General features: G+C 25.4%; 23 protein-coding genes. 15 read left to right on the top strand and 8 right to left on the bottom strand.

Going from position 1 to position 19,176, the window contains the following annotated elements:
• Positions 1–25: 25 nt before the first annotated feature.
• The 15 genes from ACZ5OA_RS02930 to ACZ5OA_RS02860 are packed head-to-tail and all read left to right on the top strand — an operon-like array spanning position 26 to position 13,978.
• Complete coding sequence (locus ACZ5OA_RS02930; protein ID WP_464908033.1) at positions 26–1,129, top strand: bifunctional 2-C-methyl-D-erythritol 4-phosphate cytidylyltransferase/2-C-methyl-D-erythritol 2,4-cyclodiphosphate synthase; 1,104 nt, start codon at positions 26–28, stop codon at positions 1,127–1,129.
• On the top strand, positions 1,126–2,013 hold the full coding sequence (locus tag ACZ5OA_RS02925) for a response regulator (protein WP_464908032.1): 888 nt from the start codon (positions 1,126–1,128) through the stop codon (positions 2,011–2,013). Before ACZ5OA_RS02930 ends, ACZ5OA_RS02925 begins: the two co-directional genes overlap by 4 nt.
• A complete protein-coding gene (locus ACZ5OA_RS02920; RefSeq protein ID WP_464908031.1) occupies positions 1,991–3,178 on the top strand; it encodes a sulfate adenylyltransferase in 1,188 nt (395 codons plus the stop codon). The genes ACZ5OA_RS02925 and ACZ5OA_RS02920 overlap by 23 nt, the downstream gene beginning before the upstream one ends.
• Positions 3,179–3,187: 9 nt before the next feature.
• Complete coding sequence (locus tag ACZ5OA_RS02915; protein ID WP_464908030.1) at positions 3,188–3,646, top strand: phosphatidylglycerophosphatase A family protein; 459 nt, start codon at positions 3,188–3,190, stop codon at positions 3,644–3,646.
• A 2-nt stretch (positions 3,647–3,648) separates the two neighbouring features.
• On the top strand, positions 3,649–5,520 hold the full coding sequence (locus tag ACZ5OA_RS02910) for an EAL domain-containing protein (protein WP_464908029.1): 1,872 nt from the start codon (positions 3,649–3,651) through the stop codon (positions 5,518–5,520).
• A gap of 1 nt (position 5,521) precedes the next feature.
• Positions 5,522–6,127 (top strand): flagellar basal body P-ring formation chaperone FlgA, encoded by a 606-nt coding sequence (flgA, locus tag ACZ5OA_RS02905; RefSeq protein ID WP_464908028.1) that lies wholly within the window; start codon positions 5,522–5,524, stop codon positions 6,125–6,127.
• Entirely contained in the window at positions 6,124–6,633 is a 510-nt protein-coding gene (locus tag ACZ5OA_RS02900; RefSeq protein ID WP_464908027.1) for a UbiX family flavin prenyltransferase, read from the top strand. Before flgA ends, ACZ5OA_RS02900 begins: the two co-directional genes overlap by 4 nt.
• A complete protein-coding gene (gene coaD, locus ACZ5OA_RS02895) occupies positions 6,630–7,118 on the top strand; it encodes a pantetheine-phosphate adenylyltransferase (RefSeq protein WP_464908026.1) in 489 nt (162 codons plus the stop codon). Before ACZ5OA_RS02900 ends, coaD begins: the two co-directional genes overlap by 4 nt.
• Positions 7,102–7,677 carry a dTMP kinase gene (tmk, locus tag ACZ5OA_RS02890; RefSeq protein ID WP_464908025.1) on the top strand — a complete coding sequence of 192 codons (576 nt, stop codon included), beginning with the start codon at positions 7,102–7,104 and terminating at the stop codon, positions 7,675–7,677. The genes coaD and tmk overlap by 17 nt, the downstream gene beginning before the upstream one ends.
• The gene (cysE, locus tag ACZ5OA_RS02885) at positions 7,661–8,353 is read left to right on the top strand and encodes a serine O-acetyltransferase (protein WP_464908024.1); all 693 of its coding nucleotides are present in this window, start codon (positions 7,661–7,663) and stop codon (positions 8,351–8,353) included. The genes tmk and cysE overlap by 17 nt, the downstream gene beginning before the upstream one ends.
• Positions 8,354–8,388: 35 nt before the next feature.
• Positions 8,389–9,546 (top strand): pyridoxal phosphate-dependent aminotransferase, encoded by a 1,158-nt coding sequence (locus ACZ5OA_RS02880; RefSeq protein WP_464908023.1) that lies wholly within the window; start codon positions 8,389–8,391, stop codon positions 9,544–9,546.
• Positions 9,543–9,824, top strand: a complete 282-nt coding sequence (locus ACZ5OA_RS02875; RefSeq protein ID WP_464908022.1) for a Dabb family protein — start codon at positions 9,543–9,545, stop codon at positions 9,822–9,824. Before ACZ5OA_RS02880 ends, ACZ5OA_RS02875 begins: the two co-directional genes overlap by 4 nt.
• 9 nt (positions 9,825–9,833) lie before the next feature.
• Positions 9,834–11,213: a YdgA family protein gene (locus ACZ5OA_RS02870; RefSeq protein ID WP_464908021.1), complete on the top strand. Its 1,380-nt coding sequence runs from the start codon at positions 9,834–9,836 to the stop codon at positions 11,211–11,213.
• Positions 11,210–12,256, top strand: a complete 1,047-nt coding sequence (locus tag ACZ5OA_RS02865; protein ID WP_464908020.1) for a M99 family carboxypeptidase catalytic domain-containing protein — start codon at positions 11,210–11,212, stop codon at positions 12,254–12,256. The genes ACZ5OA_RS02870 and ACZ5OA_RS02865 overlap by 4 nt, the downstream gene beginning before the upstream one ends.
• 9 nt (positions 12,257–12,265) lie before the next feature.
• Positions 12,266–13,978, top strand: coding sequence for an ABC transporter ATP-binding protein (locus tag ACZ5OA_RS02860; protein ID WP_464908019.1), 1,713 nt, complete (start codon positions 12,266–12,268; stop codon positions 13,976–13,978).
• Positions 13,979–13,981: 3 nt separating this feature from the next.
• Here ACZ5OA_RS02860 and ACZ5OA_RS02855 read toward each other — a convergent pair whose 3' ends face one another.
• From ACZ5OA_RS02855 to ACZ5OA_RS02820, 8 genes are all read right to left on the bottom strand, one after another.
• Entirely contained in the window at positions 13,982–14,389 is a 408-nt protein-coding gene (locus ACZ5OA_RS02855; protein ID WP_464908018.1) for a molybdopterin synthase catalytic subunit, read from the bottom strand.
• Position 14,390: 1 nt separating this feature from the next.
• Complete coding sequence (locus ACZ5OA_RS02850; RefSeq protein ID WP_464908017.1) at positions 14,391–14,609, bottom strand: MoaD/ThiS family protein; 219 nt, start codon at positions 14,607–14,609, stop codon at positions 14,391–14,393.
• Positions 14,610–14,671: 62 nt separating this feature from the next.
• Positions 14,672–15,751, bottom strand: a complete 1,080-nt coding sequence (aroC, locus tag ACZ5OA_RS02845; RefSeq protein ID WP_464908016.1) for a chorismate synthase — start codon at positions 15,749–15,751, stop codon at positions 14,672–14,674.
• Positions 15,748–16,437, bottom strand: coding sequence for a ribonuclease III (gene rnc / locus ACZ5OA_RS02840; protein WP_464908015.1), 690 nt, complete (start codon positions 16,435–16,437; stop codon positions 15,748–15,750). The genes aroC and rnc overlap by 4 nt, the downstream gene beginning before the upstream one ends.
• Positions 16,427–17,218: an HDOD domain-containing protein gene (locus tag ACZ5OA_RS02835; protein WP_464908014.1), complete on the bottom strand. Its 792-nt coding sequence runs from the start codon at positions 17,216–17,218 to the stop codon at positions 16,427–16,429. Before ACZ5OA_RS02835 ends, rnc begins: the two co-directional genes overlap by 11 nt.
• Positions 17,212–17,634, bottom strand: a complete 423-nt coding sequence (rnhA, locus tag ACZ5OA_RS02830) for a ribonuclease HI (protein ID WP_464908013.1) — start codon at positions 17,632–17,634, stop codon at positions 17,212–17,214. The genes ACZ5OA_RS02835 and rnhA overlap by 7 nt, the downstream gene beginning before the upstream one ends.
• A gap of 10 nt (positions 17,635–17,644) precedes the next feature.
• Positions 17,645–18,385, bottom strand: a complete 741-nt coding sequence (locus tag ACZ5OA_RS02825) for an efflux RND transporter periplasmic adaptor subunit (protein WP_464908012.1) — start codon at positions 18,383–18,385, stop codon at positions 17,645–17,647.
• Complete coding sequence (locus ACZ5OA_RS02820; RefSeq protein WP_464908011.1) at positions 18,369–19,127, bottom strand: ABC transporter ATP-binding protein; 759 nt, start codon at positions 19,125–19,127, stop codon at positions 18,369–18,371. The genes ACZ5OA_RS02825 and ACZ5OA_RS02820 overlap by 17 nt, the downstream gene beginning before the upstream one ends.
• Between the last annotated feature and the right edge of the window lie 49 nt (positions 19,128–19,176).

The raw sequence follows: 19,176 nt of genomic DNA, 5'->3' as shown, positions 1-19,176 counted from the left end.
CACTTTTACAAAAAAAGGAAAAAATTTGGATATTAGTTTAGTTATTTTAAGTGCAGGTAAGAGCACACGATTCAAAAGTGTTACAAAAAAGCAATGGATACGAATAGAAACTGAACCATTGTGGAAATTTGTAGCAGATAGATTAAATAGTTTTTACAATTTTAAAGATACAATTATTACAGCAAATCAAAATGAAACTAAATTATATAGATTATTAAGTGATTTTAAAATAGTTGAAGGTGGATCTTCGAGACAAGAATCACTTAAAAAAGCTATTTCTAAAATAGATTCAGAATATGTTTTAGTAACAGATGTAGCACGAGCTTGTATTACAAAAGATATGATAGAAAGACTTATACAAAAAGCAGATGAATTTGACTCTGTGGTGCCATATTTACCGGCTGTAGATACCGTAGTATATAAAAATAATACAATTAATAGAGATGATGTTAAACTAATCCAAACTCCACAATTAAGTAAAACCGAAATTTTAAAAAAAGCTCTTGAAAGTGATGAAGAATTTACAGATGATAGCAGTGCAATTAAAAATATAGGTGGGAAGATTGGATATGTATTGGGTGATGAAAAAGCTAAAAAAATAACATTTAAAGGTGATGAAAACCTAAATTGTTTAAAACCAGCAAGTAATTTAATTTTTAGTGGAAATGGATATGATATTCATCAATTTACCCAAAATAAAAAAATGGTACTTTGTGGAGTGGAAATAGAATCAAACTTTGGATTTCTTGCTCATTCAGATGGAGATGTAGCTATTCATTCAATTATTGATGCCCTGCTTGGCGCAGCTGGATATGGTGATATTGGAGAATTTTTCCCAGATAATGACCCTGCTTTCAAAAATGCAGATAGTAAAAAATTACTGCAATATGTAGTAAATTTATTACAAACAACTGGATATGAAATTGTAAATATAGATGTTACAATAATAGCCGAAATGCCAAAACTCAGTCCATATAAAAAAGAGATGAAAAAAAGTATACAAAATTTAACAAAATGTAACCATATAAATATAAAAGCTACAACAAATGAAAAACTTGATAGTATAGGTCAAAAAAAAGCAATTGCAGTGATTAGCAATGCAAATATAAAATTTAAGGAAAAAATATGAATATTTTAATAGCAGAAGATGAATTATATTTAGCACAAAGTATTAAAAATTCCCTATGTGAACATATGAAAAATAGTCATATTGATACTGTTACAACTGCAAATGATGCAATAAATCTAAAAAAACATTATGAAATCATAATTCTTTCAATTACTTTAAATGGAAATGTGTATGATGTAATAGAAAAATATAAAAGTTCAACAATCATTCTTTTAGTACCTTATATAAATCATGATACAATTACTGCCCCACTTAATGCAGGGGCTGATACATATATTTTGAAACCTTTTATGATAGAAGAACTTATTAGAAAAATAGAACATCATTTAGCATTTAAACAATTAAAAAGAAATTATAAAACTTTAGAATCATACTTTAATATCTTATTTAAAGATTTAGAAACTTCAAAAATTGATAATATAGAATTTCCACTATTTATAAAATCAAAAAATAGAAAAAAAGTAGATAAAATTGTATTTGATATTTCAAAAGAGATTAATATTCCAATATCTTTTTATGATTTAAAAGATAAATGTGATTTAAATAAAATAGAAAAAGATAATCATTTAATATATTTATTAAATTTTGATACATTAAAAAATAGTTCAATATCAAAACTTTTTGATATTATAAGCAATAAAAAAGTTATAATTGAACTAAATAACCACTCTTCATTTGAACACCCCAATATGATAACAATCAAAAATGAGAAACAAGATATTAATGATGATAATAATATTTTATCAGTGGAAGACTATATAAAATATGTAATAAAAACATATGAATCTCAATTTCCTGATACAGAACTCTCTAAAAAATTAGGAATTAGCAGAAAATCTTTATGGGAAAAAAGGAAAAAATATGGACTTAGCAAGAAAAAATAAACTTTTTATAGATAATGAAGCATTTATAACTTTATCTATGATGGTTGAGGGATTATTATATCCAGTAACAAAGCTTATGAATTCCAAAGAAAATGATGAAGTAAATAAAACAAAAACTTTTAATGGTATGACTTTCCCTTTTTCTTTTGTATTGGCTCCTGCTGGAAGAAAAAATGAAGAAATCTTAAAAAACTCACAACCTAATGATATAATTGAATTATATTGTAAAAATAAAAAAGTTGGAGAAATAAAAGTAGAAGAAGTTTTTAAAATAGATAGACATAAAAGAGTAAAATTAATTTATGGCTCAGATGATTTAGACAATAAAAATATAGCTAAAACATTAAATAGACTTGGAAATTATGCAATTAGTGGTGACTTAAAATTAATTGAATCTTCAATTAAATCAGATTTACAAAAAATTAAAAATAGCATTAAACAAACAAAAGCAAAAAATATTGTAGGTATGACAACAAATGCAAATCCTTTTCATAGAGTTCATGAAAGAATAGTTCGTTTAGCACTTGAAAATAACGATATTGTAATTCTTTTTTTAGCTAAAAATTTAAAAACAGACGGAATAGATTATGAAACAAGATATAAAGTATTAAAAAAAATAACAAATGACTTTTTTCCTAAAAATAAATTATTAATTGTACCTCTTTATAATACATATATTTTTGCAGGACTTAATGAAGTTATAATGGATTCATTAGTTATCAAAAATTTCGGATGCAATAAGTTTTTGATGGGTCAAACTCACGAAGGTCTTGGAATTCATTATTCAAATCAACATATAAAATCAATTTTTGATATTTTACAAGGAATTAATCTAGAAACAATTGCTATAAATGAGTATGTTTATTGTAATATATGCAAAACAATAGTAAGTAAAAATTCTTGCCCACATGGAAGTCATCATCATATAAATTATCACTCAGAAGCTTTACTTGAATTACTTAAAAATGGAATACTACCTCCATCAATTATATTAAGAAAAGAACTTAGTGCTATTTATTTAACTTCACTTTTCCCAAATAGATTTAAAAATTTACAAAATTTATATTTTGATTTAATTCCAAATAAAGGTATAATTGAAAATCATTCTGAAGAAGAATTATACATAGCTTTATCTAAAATGTATCAAACAACATCAATGACATAAAGGTTTAAAATGAGAAAATTTTTTATATATGGATTAAATAGCGGACTTTTACCCAAAGCCCCTGGAACATGGGGGAGCATAGTTGGTGGAATTTTTGGTTATATAATTTTGTTATTTTTGCCACAATCAACTCTATTTATGCTATCAATTTTAGTAACTTTAATAGCAGTTAAGCAAATAAATATTTATGAAAAAGAAACAAAAATTCATGATGATAAAAGAATTGTAATTGATGAAATTGTAGGAATGTGGCTTGCTATGAGTTTAGCTGGTGGAAGCATACTTGCTACGATTTTAAGTTTTATCTATTTTAGAATTTTTGATATAATTAAACCATCAATTATTGGAAAAATAGATGAAAAAGTTGATGGCGGTTGGGGGGTTATGGGAGATGATATAGTTGCAGGAATTACAGCTGGTATTTCAACAAGTGCCACTTTAGTTATAATTTCAAAATTAATGGGATAAAAATGTCTAAATCTACAAAAAAATTATTATTTATTTTTTTATTATTTATATTTTCTCTTATTACTTATACTATTTTAAGAATAAAACACACAGAAAATAGTAAATTAAACTACACATCTGCTATAAAAAACGAAATAAATACATTAATTAATACAAAAAAATGTAATTGTGCAAAATTTAGTAAAGATATAAACTTTGATACTATTTCAAAAGAATTAGATAAAAATGAAATTAATTCTGTTATTTTAATAGATAAAAAATTCAAAAAACAAATAAAATATCCTTTTCATAATCTTTTTATAGAAGGATATAATGTTTTAAATTTAGATATAAAAAATAATATTTTAGCACTTATAAAAAAATATGGAATAAACTATTTTCTAAAAATAAAAACTTATAAGTATATTCCAGCAAAAGGAAATCTAATTAATGGATATTATGTAATAAATATACCTATAAAAGGAATCTACAACAATAAAACAATTGGGTATTATATTGTCTTTATAAAAGATAAATTTAAACTTATGCAAAAAGAAATTATTTTATATATCCTTTCAATTTTTATGGCTATTATATTTTTTATACTTGCTTATTTAATTTATAAAAAGCAAAATGAAAATGAAAAATTAATTAAAAATTTAGATAAAAAAGTAAAAAAACAAGTAGAAAAGAATTTAAAACTTATGTATATAGATTCTTTGACTGGTGCTTATAAAAAAAATAAATTTGATGTAGATATAAAAGATAACTTAAATAAATATATTGTAATGTTAAATATTAAAAATTTTTCTAAAGTTAACAAAACTTATGGATTTGATATAGGTGATGAAGTTTTAAAAATTGTAGTTAAAAAAATAGAAAAATTATTAAATAGAAAAATATATAGAGTTAATGCAGATGAGTTTTTATTTATTAGTGATGATTTTAAAAAAGAAATAAAAGAAATAAAAAATAGTTTTATTTTTGACCCTATAAAAATAGAATCCATTAAATTAAGATTATCCTTTAGTTTTGGAATTGCCAAAAATGATGGAAATAAAATACTTAGAAAAGTTACAATTGCTCTTAAAGAATCTAAAAAAGAACCTTTTAAAGATTATATAATTTATCAAAAAAGAAAAACAAATAGAGATGAATTTATTAAATTTAATGCTCTTTTGTATAATGCTGTCTTTTTAGAAAATAAAACTCATATAACTCCTTATTGGCAAGGAATTAGAAATAATAAAACAGGAGAAATAATTAAATATGAATCACTTGCAAGACTTGAAGATAATGGAAAAGTATATAGCCCATTCTTTTTTATAGAAATAGCAAAAAATAGTGGATTTCTATATGAAATAACTAAAATAATGATAGATAAAAGTTTAGAAAAATTATCTACAATGGATGAAAATATATCAATTTCTATAAATATTACAGAAGATGACCTTTTTTCAAATAATCTAAAACATAATTTATTAGATAAATTAAAAAAATATAATATAAGGCCTCAAAGAATTGTATTAGAAATTTTGGAAGGAATTAGTACAACTGGAACAAAAGAAAATGTAAAACAACTTCAAAAATTAAAAAATTTAGGATTTAAAATATCTATTGATGATTTTGGAGTAGAATATTCAAATTTTGAAAGAATCAATGAACTTGATGTTGATTTTATAAAAATTGATGGGAAATATATAAAAGCAATTCATACAAATCCAAAAAGTTATCAAATTGCAAAAGCAATTACCAAATTTGCCCATTCAATGGATATTGAGGTAATAGCCGAATTTGTAGAAAATGAAGAAATTCAAAAAATTGTGGAAAAGTTAGAAATTGACTATTCACAAGGTTACTATTTTTCAAAACCAACAAGAACAACGGAAATATAAAATGTTTTTATTACTTTTTTTACCTTTTTTCCTAATTGCCGGAGTTATCGAAAACAATATAACTTCTGTTTATAAACAATCGTTTAAAAATATAAAAATTCAAAATTTAACAATTCAATATTATGGTAGAAAACCTACTAAAATAAAATTTATTGATACTTCAAATATAAATCCAAAACAATCAACAGGAATAGTTAAAATAAACAATTCAAAATTTATACACTATAAAATAGTTGCCAAAATAAAAGTATTAAAATCTACAAAAATTATAAATAAAAATGACGTAATAAATCAAAATAATTCTAAATTATTATGGACTCCTTTAAAAAATTTATATAAACTTCCTTTGACAAAAATACCAAAAAATAGTGCAACTAAAATGTATATACCAAATAATCACTTAATTTATAAATATATGATTACTATTCCAAATTTAGTTAAAAAAAATTCTCCTATTACAATAATTTCAAAAAGTGGTGGAATCGAAATGAGTTTTGATGCAACAGCTATGCAAAATGGTAAAAAAGGCGATATAATAAAAATCAGAGATAAAAATAATAATATATATAAAGTTAAAATTGATAAAAACGGAAATGGAGTATTATGAAAATTTTAGTAGCAATTACAGGAGCTAGCGGATTTAGTTTAGGAAAAAAATGTTTTGAGTTAGCACCAAAAGAAAAATATTTAATCGTTTCAAATAATGCAAAAATAGTAGCAAATAAAGAAGAAAATATATTTGATAGCTCTGATATTTCCGCGCCAAGTGCAAGCGGAAGTTTTGGAATCGATATTATGATGATTACTCCTTGCAGTATGAATACTTTAGCAAAAATTGCAAATGGAATTGAAGATAATCTCATTACCCGCTCAGCGGCAGTTATGATAAAAGAGAGAAAAACATTACTTTTAGCTCCAAGAGAAATGCCATTTAGTGCTATTCATTTAGAAAATATGCTAAAATTATCCCGTTTAGGTGTTATAATTGCACCTCCAATTTTGGGATACTATTCAAATCAACAAAATTTAGAAGATATGGAAAATTTTATAATTGGAAAATGGTTTGATTTAGTCGGAATTGAAAATAATTTATATAAAAGGTGGAATAGTTGAATACTATAGCAATTTATCCTGGGACTTTTGATCCTATTACAAATGGACATTTAGATATTATCAAAAGAGCTTGTAAAATGTTTGATACTATTATCGTAGCAGTGGCAAATAATAAAGCTAAAAAATCTATGTTTAGCTTGGAAAAACGAGTAAAAATGCTAAAATTTGCTACTCAAAATATGTCTAAAATTAAGGTAAAAGAGTTTGATTCACTTTTAGTTGATTTTGCAAAACAAGAAAATGCTAAAATAATAATTAGAGGTCTTAGAGCAGTAAGTGATTTTGAATATGAACTCCAAATGAGTTATGCAAATCAAAGTTTAAATAATTCAATAGAAACTATATTCTTAATGCCAACTCTAAATAATGCTTTTATATCATCAAGTATCGTTAGAAATATTCTCTCTTATAATGGGGATATTAGCCATTTAATACCAAAAGAAATAGAAAATTTAATAAAGGAAAATAATGTATATAGCAATTGAAGGAATAGACACATCTGGTAAAACTACTCAAATTGAATTACTAAAAAAACAATTTCCAAATGCCTTATTTATAAAAGAACCGGGTAAGACTAAAATAGGACAAAAACTAAGAAAAATAATTTTCAATAAAAAAATATCAAAAAAAACAGAACTTTTTCTTTTTCTTGCAGATAGAAGTGAAACTATTGAAAATATTATTAAACCAAATTTAGATAAATTAATTATTAGTGATAGAAGCTTAATAAGTGGAATTGCTTATGGTCTTGAATATTTTGACTATTTAGAATTAGAATTGTTTAATACTTTTGCAACTGATAAAATTTATCCTGATTTAGTAATAATCTTAAAACTTGATAGAAATACTCTTGAGAAAAGATTGTCACTTAAAAAACACGATAATATCGAAAAAAGAGGAGTTGATTATTTACTTTCTATTCAAGATAATTTAATTGAAGTTACAAATAATTTATGTATCAATTCTTTGATAATCGATGCAACTTCAAGTATAGAAGAAATTCACAATAAAATTATGGAGAAAATAGATGTGGAAACTCATTAAAGAAGATTTTTCAGTAGTTTATCAAAAAGACCCTGCAATTAATTCTAAAATAGAGCTATTTTTTAATTATCCAGGAGTTTGGGCTATTTTTTGGTATAGAATTGCAAACAAACTCTATAAAAATGGCTTCAAATTAATCGCAAGAATTTTAATGGGAATAAATCAACTACTTACAAATATTGATATTCATCCTGGTGCAACTATTGGAAGAAGAGTTTTTATAGACCATGGAATTGGTGTTGTGATTGGAGAAACTGCCGTTATCGGAGATAATGTTACAATTTATCAAGGTGTTACTTTAGGGGGAGTTAGTTTAAATAAAGGGAAACGCCATCCTACTATTGAAGATAATGTAACTCTCGGAGGAGGCGCAAAAATTTTAGGCGATATAACTATAGGAAAAGATAGCAAAATTGGTGCAAATTCAGTAGTTGTAAAAGATGTCCCGTGCAATTCAACTGTAGTAGGAATTCCTGGTAAAATTGTACATAGAAAAGAAAATGAACCATTAAGTCATAATAAATTACCTGATATTGATAAAGAGCTTTTTGTATATCTTTTTGAAAGAATAAAAATTTTAGAAGAAAGTTTAGAAAAAGAAGATATCAATATTACTCAAAAAGACGAAGAATTAGCAAAAAAATATGAAGAATATATTAAAAGTTTAAAACAATAATGTTATAATTATATTATAAAAAATAAAGGAAAAATATGTTATCACAAAGAGTTCAAAAATTAAGCGAATCATTAACAATAGCAATTTCACAAAAAGCAAGAGTTCTAAAAGCCCAGGGGAAAGATATCTTAGCATTTAGTGCAGGAGAACCTGACTTTGATACACCAGAAATTATAAAAGAAGCAGCCATAAAAGCACTTCATGAAGGTTTTACAAAATATACAGCAGTAGCTGGAATTCCAGAATTATTGACAGCAGTTCAAACAAAACTTAAAAAAGATAATAATTTAGACTATGAAACAAATGAAATTATAGTTAGTAATGGTGCAAAACAGTCATTATTCAATATTTTTGCATCAATTTTAGATAAAGATGATGAAGTTATAATTCCAGCACCTTTTTGGGTAACTTATCCGGAACTTGTAAAATATCATGGTGGAAAACCTGTGATTATAGAAACATTTGAAAATACAGATTTTAAAATTACAGCTGGGATGCTAAAAAATGTAATTACTCCAAAAACAAAAGCCCTACTTTTAACAACTCCATCAAATCCAACTGGTTCAGTTTATTCAAAAAAAGAACTTGAAAGTTTAGCAGAAGTTTTAAAAGGAACAGATATTTTAGTAATTAGTGATGAAATGTATGAAAAACTAGTTTTCGATACTGAATTTACAGCAGTTGCAAGTATTAGTGAAGATATGCTAAAAAGAACAATTACAGTAAATGGACTAAGCAAAAGTGTAGCAATGACTGGATGGAGATTTGGTTACTGTGCTTCAAAAATAGAAGAATTAAACAAAGCTATGATAAAACTTCAAAGTCAATCAACTTCAAATATAAATTCAATTACCCAAAAAGCAGCTATTCCTGCACTTTTAGGAGAAGTTGATGAAGATATTGAAATGATGAGAAAAGAATTTGAAAAAAGAAGAGAATTCGTTTTTGAAGAATTTAACAAAATTGAGGGACTTAGTGCTGCAAAACCAGTTGGTGCATTTTATATATTTGTAAATCACAAAAATATATCAAATGATAGTATGGATTTTGCACTTAAATTACTTGATAAAACTGGAGTTGCAGTAGTCCCTGGAGTTGGATTTGGAAGTGAAGGATATTTTAGATTCAGTTTTGCTACTTCAATGGAAAATCTAAAAGAAGGTATCAAAAGAATTAAAGAGTTTGTAAGATGATTAAACATATAGTCTTATTTAAAGTAAAAGACAAAAATAAAATAGAAAAAGCTAAGGAATTGATCTTAAATCTAAAAAATGAAATAAAGGAGATTATAGGTATTGAAGTATTCTCTGATATTGGATATGATGAAAGTGCAAGTGATTTTGGACTAATTACAACATTAAAAAACAAAAATGATTTAGATATTTACGCTAAACATCCTAAACATTTAGAAGTTATAAACTTCATAAAAACAATAGCAACCCAGAGAAGAACTATTGATTATCAAATATAAGGAAAAAAAATGACGAATTTAACAAAAGTATTAATTGGGGCTGGAATTGTAGGAGCTGGAGTAATTGCTACCCCTGTGGTTTATAATTCTCAAATAAATAAATTTATAGCCCAAGAGCAAAATAACTTAAAAGCACAACAAATAGAATTAAAACAAACACAAAATAACGATTCATTTTTTAATGCAAAAAGAGAATATATTGTTACAATAAAAGATATATCTCCTATCATAGAAAGCACATATCCAAATATAAATAATTATGATTTACAAAATCTAAAAGAAATATTTAATAATACAAAATTTTTAGTTACACTAAATATGCTTAAATTTCCGATATATCATAAAGATGCCATAAAAATTGATTTAGATAGCTTAAATAACACTTTAACAAAAAGTCTATCTAATGATAAAACAGGTAAACAACTTCTTGAAGCTATCAAAAACAGAGTATTTGAAGCGATTTTAGATATAAACAACTTAAAAATAAGTAAAGCTAAGCTAAAAGACATTGATTTAACTTTAGATAATAGCACAAATTATAGAGTAGAAAAATTTAATCTAAAAATAAAAAATGCTATATCAGATATAGAAAATAATAATTTAAAAATATCTAAAACAGCAATAAATTATACAAAACAAGATAAAGATAATAATTATAAAAAAACAACAGATTTTATTATAAATAATGTAGATGAAAAAATAAAACAACAAGATTTATTAAATTATTCTTCCACACTAAAAATTGATTCAATTAATTTTAGTCAAAAATCTACATATAGCAATATAAATCTTAATATTAATAATATTTCAAATTCTAGTTCTGTAAAAACTATTGCAGATAAGACTTCACTTAATAATAAAATAGATATAAACAGTGCTTCTTTAAATGCTGATAAAGATTCTATAAAAGTTGATAAATTAGTATATAATTTTAATATGTCGAATTTAGATTCACCATCACTTAAACAAATAATTGATATGGCAAATTCAAATAATTTAAATGATACTGAAAAACTATCTCAAAACTTTAATCAATTAATTCAAAAAGGATTTAAAGTTTCAATTTCTCCTTTATCAATAAATGGAATTAAAGCACAATTTGATAATCAAAGTTTTGATATAAAACCTATTGAAATAAATTTTGATGCTACATTATTACAAAATAACTATACACTACAAAGTAATAATCCAGCATATCTATCTACTAAAATAAATGCTAAATTAAAAGCTCAAACTTCTCCAAATAATATAGATTTATTAAATAAAATAAATCCTCAAGTGGGTATGATGATGAAGCTAATTTCAAAAGAAGTTAACAACAAAATTTTAATAAACCTAGAATATCAAAATGGGAAAGTTACATCAAATGGAAAACCAATCATCCAATGAATAGAAGAAAATTTCTAAAAAATTCTTCAATTATAGCTAGCATAATAGCCCCTTCTTTGGGTTTTGCTAACTCTACTAATAGACATCATTTTATAATGCCCCCTAAACCTTTTGAATATTTTGTTAAAGAAGGAAAAGAAAAAGGCGGTAAAATTTTAATCATCGGTGGAATTCATGGAAATGAGCCTGGTGGATACAAAGCAAGTGATATTTTAATAGATACTCAAATTAAAAAAGGAATTGTAGCAATACTTCCAAGAAGCAATCCTGAATCAATTTTTACTTTCAAAAGAGGCTATAATGGTGATATGAATAGAAAATTTGCTTCTATTTCAAAAAAAGATGAAGATTATTATAAAATAAATTCAATTAAAAATTTTATAAATGATTTCAAGCCAGATGTAATACTATCACTTCACGATGGATATGGATATTATAATAAACATAATAATCAATGGGGTGAAAGTATAGTAATAGATGAAAATATCTATAATAATATTTCACTGTTTCAAACAGCATCTTTTGTAAGTAATTATTTAAAAAAACAAGGTTTTAATGTCCCAATTCACAACACAAAAACAAGTGAAAAAAATTCTCATCATAAAGAACAAAGAATGTCTTTGACATATTATGCCCTAACTCATCACAATATACCTTCATTTTGTATAGAAGGAAGTAAACAAAGCTCACTCAAAAAAACTACAACTATTCATCTTTTAGCTATAAAAAAATTTTTTGAATTATACAATATAGAAATCAACCCATCATTTGAATATTTAATTTCAAATATAGATAATTTAGTCAAACCTAAAAAAACAAAAATTATTGCTTATATAAATAACAATAAAAAAGTTATAACCAAAAATGAAATTATAAAAGTACCAAAAAATAGTGAAATAAAATTTGAAATTTCAAATAATCGAGGTGGAGGAGTAATTCCTAAACATGTAAATGTAAATTATCACTCATTTTTTTATAGACATAAATTAGATTTCATTGTTAAAAATGACAATATTTCTGAATACTCATTTAGAATTATATAAAGGATATATTTGAAAAAATTTTTTAAATACTATGCAAAATATTACAAAGAGTATAAACTAAAGTTTTTTTATGCTTTTATTGGAATGATTTTAGTAGCATCAGCAAGTAGTGCAACAGCATACTTGATAAAACCAGTTTTAGATAAAATTTTTATCGAGCATAATGGAAAAATGCTTTATATTTTACCATTTTTTATAATTTTAGCCTATTTTGCAAAAGGAATGGGTAGTTTTATAGAGAGTTATTTTATAAGCTATATAGGACTTGATATCATTAGAAAAATTAGAAATAATATGCTAGAACATATTCTTAATCTTGATTTACAATTTTATTTCAAATATCATACTGGAGAATTAATTAGTCGTCTTGTAAATGATATTGATAGAATAAGAAGTGCAGTTTCATCTCAAATAGCAGAACTCATCAGAGAATCTCTTACTGCTATAGGATTATTAGCAGTTGTAATATATCAAAGTCCAAAATTAGCTTTTTTTGCTCTTATTATTTTACCACTTGTAATATATCCTGTATCAATATTGACTAAAAAAATGAAAAAAATATCTCATAAAACTCAAGAAAAAAATTCAGATATAAATTCACATCTAAGCGAAGTTTTTTCAAACATAGAAGGAATTAAATCTTACAATACTGAAATTTATGAACTTAATAAATTTAAAAAATATAATTATGAATTTTTTAGAATTAATATGAAATCAATTGTAAATTCAAATCTTTTAAGTCCTATTATGCAAACATTTTCAGCATCGGCGGCGGCCATTGTTATTTTTGTGGGTGGTAGAGAAGTTATAGCTAGTGATATGAGCGTTGGTACATTTTTCTCTTTTATGACTGCTCTTTTTATGCTAACTGACCCTATTAGAAGAATTTCTCAGATTATTAACAAATTTCAAGATGCTCTTGCAGCACATGAAAGAGTATTACAACTTATGAATATGAAACCAACTATCAAATATGGAGATACAAAAATTTCTACTATTAATAATATTAAATTTGAAAATATATATTTAGATTATAATGGGAAATTAGCTCTTAAAAATATTAATTTTGAAGCTAAAAAAGGTGAAATAATAGGTCTTGTAGGAGATAGTGGTGGTGGAAAAAGTTCTTTTATAAATCTACTTTTACGATTTTACAACCCAACAAATGGTAAAATATTCATTAATGATACTCCAAATGATAAAATAGATTTGGAAAGCTTAAGAAGAAATATTGCTGTTGTGACACAAAGAGTATATATTTTCAACGACTCAATTGCTGCCAATGTAGCTTATGGTAAAAATATAGATGAAAAAAAAGTAAAAATTGCTTTAAAAAAAGCAAATTTATTGGAATTTGTAGAAAGCTTAGATGAGGGAATATGGACAAAACTAAATGAAAATGGAACTAATCTAAGTGGAGGACAAAGACAAAGAATTGCAATAGCAAGAGCTTTATATCTTAATCCAAGTGTTTTAATACTTGATGAAGCAACAAGTGCACTTGATAATAAAAGTGAATTGGCTATTATGGAAACAATATACAACATTTCAAGTGAATTAATTGTATTTATTATTGCACATAGATTAAATACTGTAGAAAAAAGTAATAAAATATTAGTATTTAAAGAAGGAAAAATTGTTTGTGAAGATAATAAAGAAAATTTAATTAAAAATTGTAAAGAGTTTCAACTACTTTATAATATAAATAACAATAAACAGTAATTGTTATTTCAGAATACCAGCATTTGGAAGTTTTTTACTTCTATCTTTTGCAAAAATTCTTTTTCCATCTATAATATCATATTTCCAAATAGGAGCATTTGCTTTGAAATCCTCTACAAATTCTTCAATTAATTTAAACTCTCTATGCTTGGAATATACACCACACATAAATGAAGTTTCCCCTACCAAAACATCGCCAATAGAATGGGCCATTAACACTCTATCACTCCATTTATCAAACCAAGATTCAAGCATAGGTTCGTAAATATCAAAACTAAGTCCTGTTGCCCCTCCATCATCTCTTACAATTCCAGTAAAAGTAAGTAACATTCCTCCCCATTTTAATTTATACCATTTATAAAAAATTTCCTCAACTGGCAATCCACCATTATAAAGTTCTAAATTTTTCATATTATCCACCACATACAGGAGGAAGTAAAGTAATTACATCCCCATCTTTTATATTTTCTAAATTATTTACAATTTTATCATTCACAGCAAGTGCTACACTGTCTAACCACTCTTTATCTAACTCTTTTTTTAGAATTTCTTTTAATTCGTTACCATTTTCTATTTCTATAATTTTATCTTCTTGTGATATTGGTCCTAAAAATTTAACTGTTACTTTCAACTATTTTCCCCTTTCCACTATTTTTTTCTACATTAATAGTATGTATTTTATCTATTACATAATTACTTACTTTCAATATATACCTTTTTTATATTCTTAATTGTTCTTGTCATATTTAAAAGTAACATATCAGCAATTACAACTGCCGCCATACTCTCAGCTACTATACTACCTCTAACAGCTACAATTGGATCATGTCTTCCTTGAAGTGAAAAATCTTTTTCATTTCCATTAGTATCGATTGTTTTTTGCTCTTGAAAAATAGAAGGAGTTGGCTTGAAATATACTTCAAATTCTACATCATCTGAATTACTAATTCCACCTAAAATACCTCCACTATTATTACTTAAAAACTTTTCTTTTGTTATTTCATCATTGTTTTCTTTTCCTGTTAATTTATGAGCCTCACTATTTCCTATGTAAATACCTTTTACAGCATTTATACTTACCATGGCACTGGCTAAAATATTATCAAGTTTATAATAAATCGGCTCTCCAAGACCTACTGGAAGATTTGAAATTTTAACTTTTACAACTCCACCAAGAGAATTATACTCTTTTCTATTTTTATCAATTAATTCTTTCCAGTTATTTTCAACTTCGTCATCTAATGCAAATATTTCACTATTTTTAGCAAATTCAAAATCTTGCTTTTTAGCTCTGATTCCACCAATTTCAACTACACCACTTTTAATATCAATATTTAACTCTTTTAAGATAAGTTTTGCAATAGCCCCTGCTGCTACTCTTGCAGCTGTTTCTCTAGCACTACTTCTTCCACCACCTCTATAATCTCTGATTCCATATTTATGAAAGTAAGTATAATCAGCGTGTCCAGGACGAAATACATCTTTTATATCATTATAATCTCTACTTTTTTGATTGGTATTAAAAATTACCATACTTATTGGAGTCCCTGTAGTTACTCCTTCAAAAACACCACTTAAAATCTCAACTTTATCATCTTCTTTTCTTTGAGTAGCAAATCTATTTTTGCCAGGTTTTCGCTTATTCATCTCATTTTGAATAAATTCTTCATCTATTTTAAGACCTGCTGGAACTCCATCGATTACTACACCAATGGCTTTGCCATGACTCTCTCCAAAGGTAGTAAATTTGAATATTTTACCAAAACTATTCATAAATTAAGTTCCTTTTTTAATATTTCAATAGAATCTTTTGCTGCATTTTGTTGAGCTACTTTTTTAGAATGTCCTTTTGCTGAAGAATAAACTTTATCGTTAATCACAACCCCTATTTCAAACTCTTTTTTATGATCAGGCCCTCGAGAACTTAATAATCTATATTCAGGAGTACAACCAAAATGAGCCTGTGTAATCTCTTGAAGAGTAGTTTTATAATCTTTCAATAATTTTTCAGGAGTAATCTCAGGAAAAGCTTTATGAATAAGTCCAAGTGAAATAACTCTTATTTTATCAAGACCAGCTTCAAGATATAATGCTCCCATAACTGCTTCAAAAGCATTTGAAAGAATAGAAGATTTTATTCTCCCATTATTATGCTCTTCAGCAGGAGAAAGATATATATATTTACCTAAACATATTTCATTTGCTAACTTTGTAAAAGAAGCCTCATTTACAAGAGCAGCTCTAAGTTTTGATAAAATACCTTCTTCACTATCTGGAAATTGAAAAAATAGAAACTCACCCACTACCAAATCCAAAACTGCATCACCTAAAAATTCAAGTCTTTCATTGTTAAATTCTCTTGTATAACTTTTATGTGTAAGTGCCTCGGTTATTAGGTTTAAATTCTCAAACTCATAACCCAAACACTCAAAAAATTCATTTAAGTTTTCATTGTTCATCTGTCATCCTTTTATAATTTTTTTTTGCTATTTCTATACTTTCAGGATTAAAATCTATAAAACTATTTAAAATAAAAAATTGTCGCTCAGAAACTATTCTAAAAAGTTCCAAATGTACAGCAGCAGCTATTTTAGTAACTTCATCATTATCACATTTTTCACACTCTATTCGTTTTATAAGATTTATATTTTCCTCGTCTAATTCCCATTTTTTAGCTACAAATGCCGCTAATGTAAATATAGAATATCCTGTAAATCTCTTAAGAATTTTACCATAATTTAAATCACTACTTTCAATTAAAAGCTCGACTTCTCTTTTTTTATCTCCTAAAAGCTCATCAATCAAACAAACTATCATTGGAATTAAAGACAGGGCATCTGTATATTTTTTATAAGTGTCTTCATCAGTTTCTAAAATCACAGCCTCTTTACTACCGGCCAAAAATGCACTTTGGAACTCTTCAAAATTCAAATCTATAAAAAATTTCCATTCCTTTGGCTCAAGCAAACTAACCATATAACTCAAAACCAAACTTTTTGCCATCTCTAGTCCAAGTACTGAAAACATCTGTCTTGTATCAGTTAGATTTTTAGTAAACCCAAAATATGCACTATTTACAATTTTAGATATTTTTTGTTTTAACACTATATCATTATCAGCCGCGTCAGCTGCTTTTTGTAATTCTCCTGCTTTTAAATAATTAATTGTATTTCTTACAGATTCTGATATAGGTGGAATTGAATCTATTTTTTTAATAATTTCATCTTTTGTAATTAACATTTTAAACCTTTGGCTTCTTCTTTTGCAATTTTATCACAAATTTCATTTTCCGTATGTCCAGAATGACCTTTTACCCAATTTATATGAATTTTGTGTGGTTTTGAAACTTCAATATATTTTTTCCATAAATCTACATTTTTAACTTTTTTAAAATCTTTTTTTATCCAATTTTTCAACCACTCATTTAAACCCTTTAAAACATAAGTACTATCACTATACAGTTCAATTTCACACGGCTTTTTTAAAGCTTCAAGAGCTTTTATAACTGCTGTTAATTCCATTCGATTATTTGTAGTATCTGATTCTCCCCCACTAAGTATTTTTTCATTTTTTCCATATCTCAAAATTGCACACCATCCACCATTTCCTGGGTTACCTAAACAACTTCCATCTGTAAAAATTTTTATTTTTTTCATAATAACCTTTTTATTTAAACTCAACTTTTACAATTTGAGAACAAGTAGGATAATTTCCTATTAACTTCACTTTATAACTAGTCACAAATTTACTATCTGCTATTTTTTCAATATAAGCTATTTTAAAATCACTTAATTTTGAATTTATGTAAACTTTTTTATTTTTAATAGAATTAATTTTGTTAATCGGCACATAAATATATAATTTTTTTTTACTTAAATTCATAGTCTTAGCTATAATTGAACCAAAATTTAAATAATCCCCTTTATGAACATCGATTTCATAAATATAATTTTTAAAACTTATATTCTTTTTAGAAATGGTGTCTTTTAGAGTAGCAACATTAGCTTCTAAATTAGAAATAGAATTTTTTGTTTGATTATATGTTATTAAACTATTAGAATAATCATAAAATTTTAAATTTCTTTCATAATGAGACTTTGATTTTAACTTTTTATAACTTTCATAAGTATCTTTTTTTCTAAGCATAGTTTCTTTTTGAGTTTTTAAAATATCTTTTAGATTTTTTACTTGATTTTGATAATTTTTTAAATTAACCTCATCTCTATAACTATCAACTTTAATAACTACACCTTTATAATTTGTAGCAACTACGCTTCTATTAACATCAACAACTTTTCCTGTTATATCAGATTTAATTACATAACTATTTATTGGTTCAACTTTTGAATAATAACCAAAAGCAAATGTAACTAAACTAATTCCTATGATTTTATATATTAAATGCACTGCTATCCCCTTTTAAAAATGATTGAATTATCTTGTTTGGACTTTTTTGAAACTCTTGCGGTGGTGCGAATTCGATAATTTTACCATCATAAAGCATACCTATATAATCTGCTATTTTAAATGTTTCTTTTAAATCGTGGCTAATTACAATCGAAGTAATTCCTAGTTTTTTTTGAAGCATTATTGTCATTCTAGAAATTAAATCACTAATTATAGGATCTAATCCACTCGTAGGTTCATCATAAAGAATTATTTTAGGCTCTAAGATTATAGCTCTTGCGGTAGCTGCTCTTTTTCTCATACCACCACTTAATTCAAATGGATAAAGTTTTGCTACCCTTTCACTATCAAATCCAAGCATATCAAGTTTTTCAAAAACTTTCTCTCTAATCTCTTCTTCGCTCAGTTTTGTATGCTCTCTAAGTGGAAATGCAACATTATCATAAATATTCATACTATCAAACATTGCACCTTCTTGAAATAGAAAACCAACTTTTTTACGAGTTTCATATATTTCATTTTCACTCGCTTTCGCAACATCTATCCCATCGACAATTATTTCTCCACTATCTGGCTTTAAAAGTGAAACAATATGCTTAATAATAGTTGATTTACCCTGCCCTGAAAGCCCTAAAATAACAACAGTACTACCTTTTGGGATAGTTAAATTTATATCTTTTAAAACTACTTTAGTTCCAAAACTTTTTCTAAGATGATTTATTTCTATGATATTTTCATTCATTCTTTCTCCTCATAATGAAGTTCTATTCCTTCATTTGTTGTAATAAAAC

It is taken from the genome of Thioreductor micantisoli (assembly GCF_055392745.1).
Note: the sequence above shows the minus strand (reverse complement) of the source record. Positions and strands in the feature narration are given on the sequence as shown.

Excerpts from the sequence above, each read along its gene's own strand:
- ACZ5OA_RS02900 (WP_464908027.1), top strand. The coding sequence starts at position 6,124 with ATGAAAATTTTAGTAGCAATTACAGGAGCTAGCGGATTTAGTTTAGGA.
- ACZ5OA_RS02880 (WP_464908023.1), top strand. The coding sequence starts at position 8,389 with ATGTTATCACAAAGAGTTCAAAAATTAAGCGAATCATTAACAATAGCA.
- ACZ5OA_RS02875 (WP_464908022.1), top strand. The coding sequence starts at position 9,543 with ATGATTAAACATATAGTCTTATTTAAAGTAAAAGACAAAAATAAAATA.
- ACZ5OA_RS02925 (WP_464908032.1), top strand. The coding sequence starts at position 1,126 with ATGAATATTTTAATAGCAGAAGATGAATTATATTTAGCACAAAGTATT.
- ACZ5OA_RS02865 (WP_464908020.1), top strand. The coding sequence starts at position 11,210 with ATGAATAGAAGAAAATTTCTAAAAAATTCTTCAATTATAGCTAGCATA.
- ACZ5OA_RS02820 (WP_464908011.1), bottom strand. The coding sequence starts at position 19,127 with ATGAATGAAAATATCATAGAAATAAATCATCTTAGAAAAAGTTTTGGA.
- aroC (WP_464908016.1), bottom strand. The coding sequence starts at position 15,751 with ATGAATAGTTTTGGTAAAATATTCAAATTTACTACCTTTGGAGAGAGT.
- ACZ5OA_RS02915 (WP_464908030.1), top strand. The coding sequence starts at position 3,188 with ATGAGAAAATTTTTTATATATGGATTAAATAGCGGACTTTTACCCAAA.
- ACZ5OA_RS02910 (WP_464908029.1), top strand. The coding sequence starts at position 3,649 with ATGTCTAAATCTACAAAAAAATTATTATTTATTTTTTTATTATTTATA.
- flgA (WP_464908028.1), top strand. The coding sequence starts at position 5,522 with ATGTTTTTATTACTTTTTTTACCTTTTTTCCTAATTGCCGGAGTTATC.
- cysE (WP_464908024.1), top strand. The coding sequence starts at position 7,661 with ATGTGGAAACTCATTAAAGAAGATTTTTCAGTAGTTTATCAAAAAGAC.
- rnc (WP_464908015.1), bottom strand. The coding sequence starts at position 16,437 with ATGAACAATGAAAACTTAAATGAATTTTTTGAGTGTTTGGGTTATGAG.
- ACZ5OA_RS02870 (WP_464908021.1), top strand. The coding sequence starts at position 9,834 with ATGACGAATTTAACAAAAGTATTAATTGGGGCTGGAATTGTAGGAGCT.
- ACZ5OA_RS02855 (WP_464908018.1), bottom strand. The coding sequence starts at position 14,389 with ATGAAAAATTTAGAACTTTATAATGGTGGATTGCCAGTTGAGGAAATT.
- ACZ5OA_RS02920 (WP_464908031.1), top strand. The coding sequence starts at position 1,991 with ATGGACTTAGCAAGAAAAAATAAACTTTTTATAGATAATGAAGCATTT.
- ACZ5OA_RS02835 (WP_464908014.1), bottom strand. The coding sequence starts at position 17,218 with ATGTTAATTACAAAAGATGAAATTATTAAAAAAATAGATTCAATTCCA.
- tmk (WP_464908025.1), top strand. The coding sequence starts at position 7,102 with ATGTATATAGCAATTGAAGGAATAGACACATCTGGTAAAACTACTCAA.
- rnhA (WP_464908013.1), bottom strand. The coding sequence starts at position 17,634 with ATGAAAAAAATAAAAATTTTTACAGATGGAAGTTGTTTAGGTAACCCA.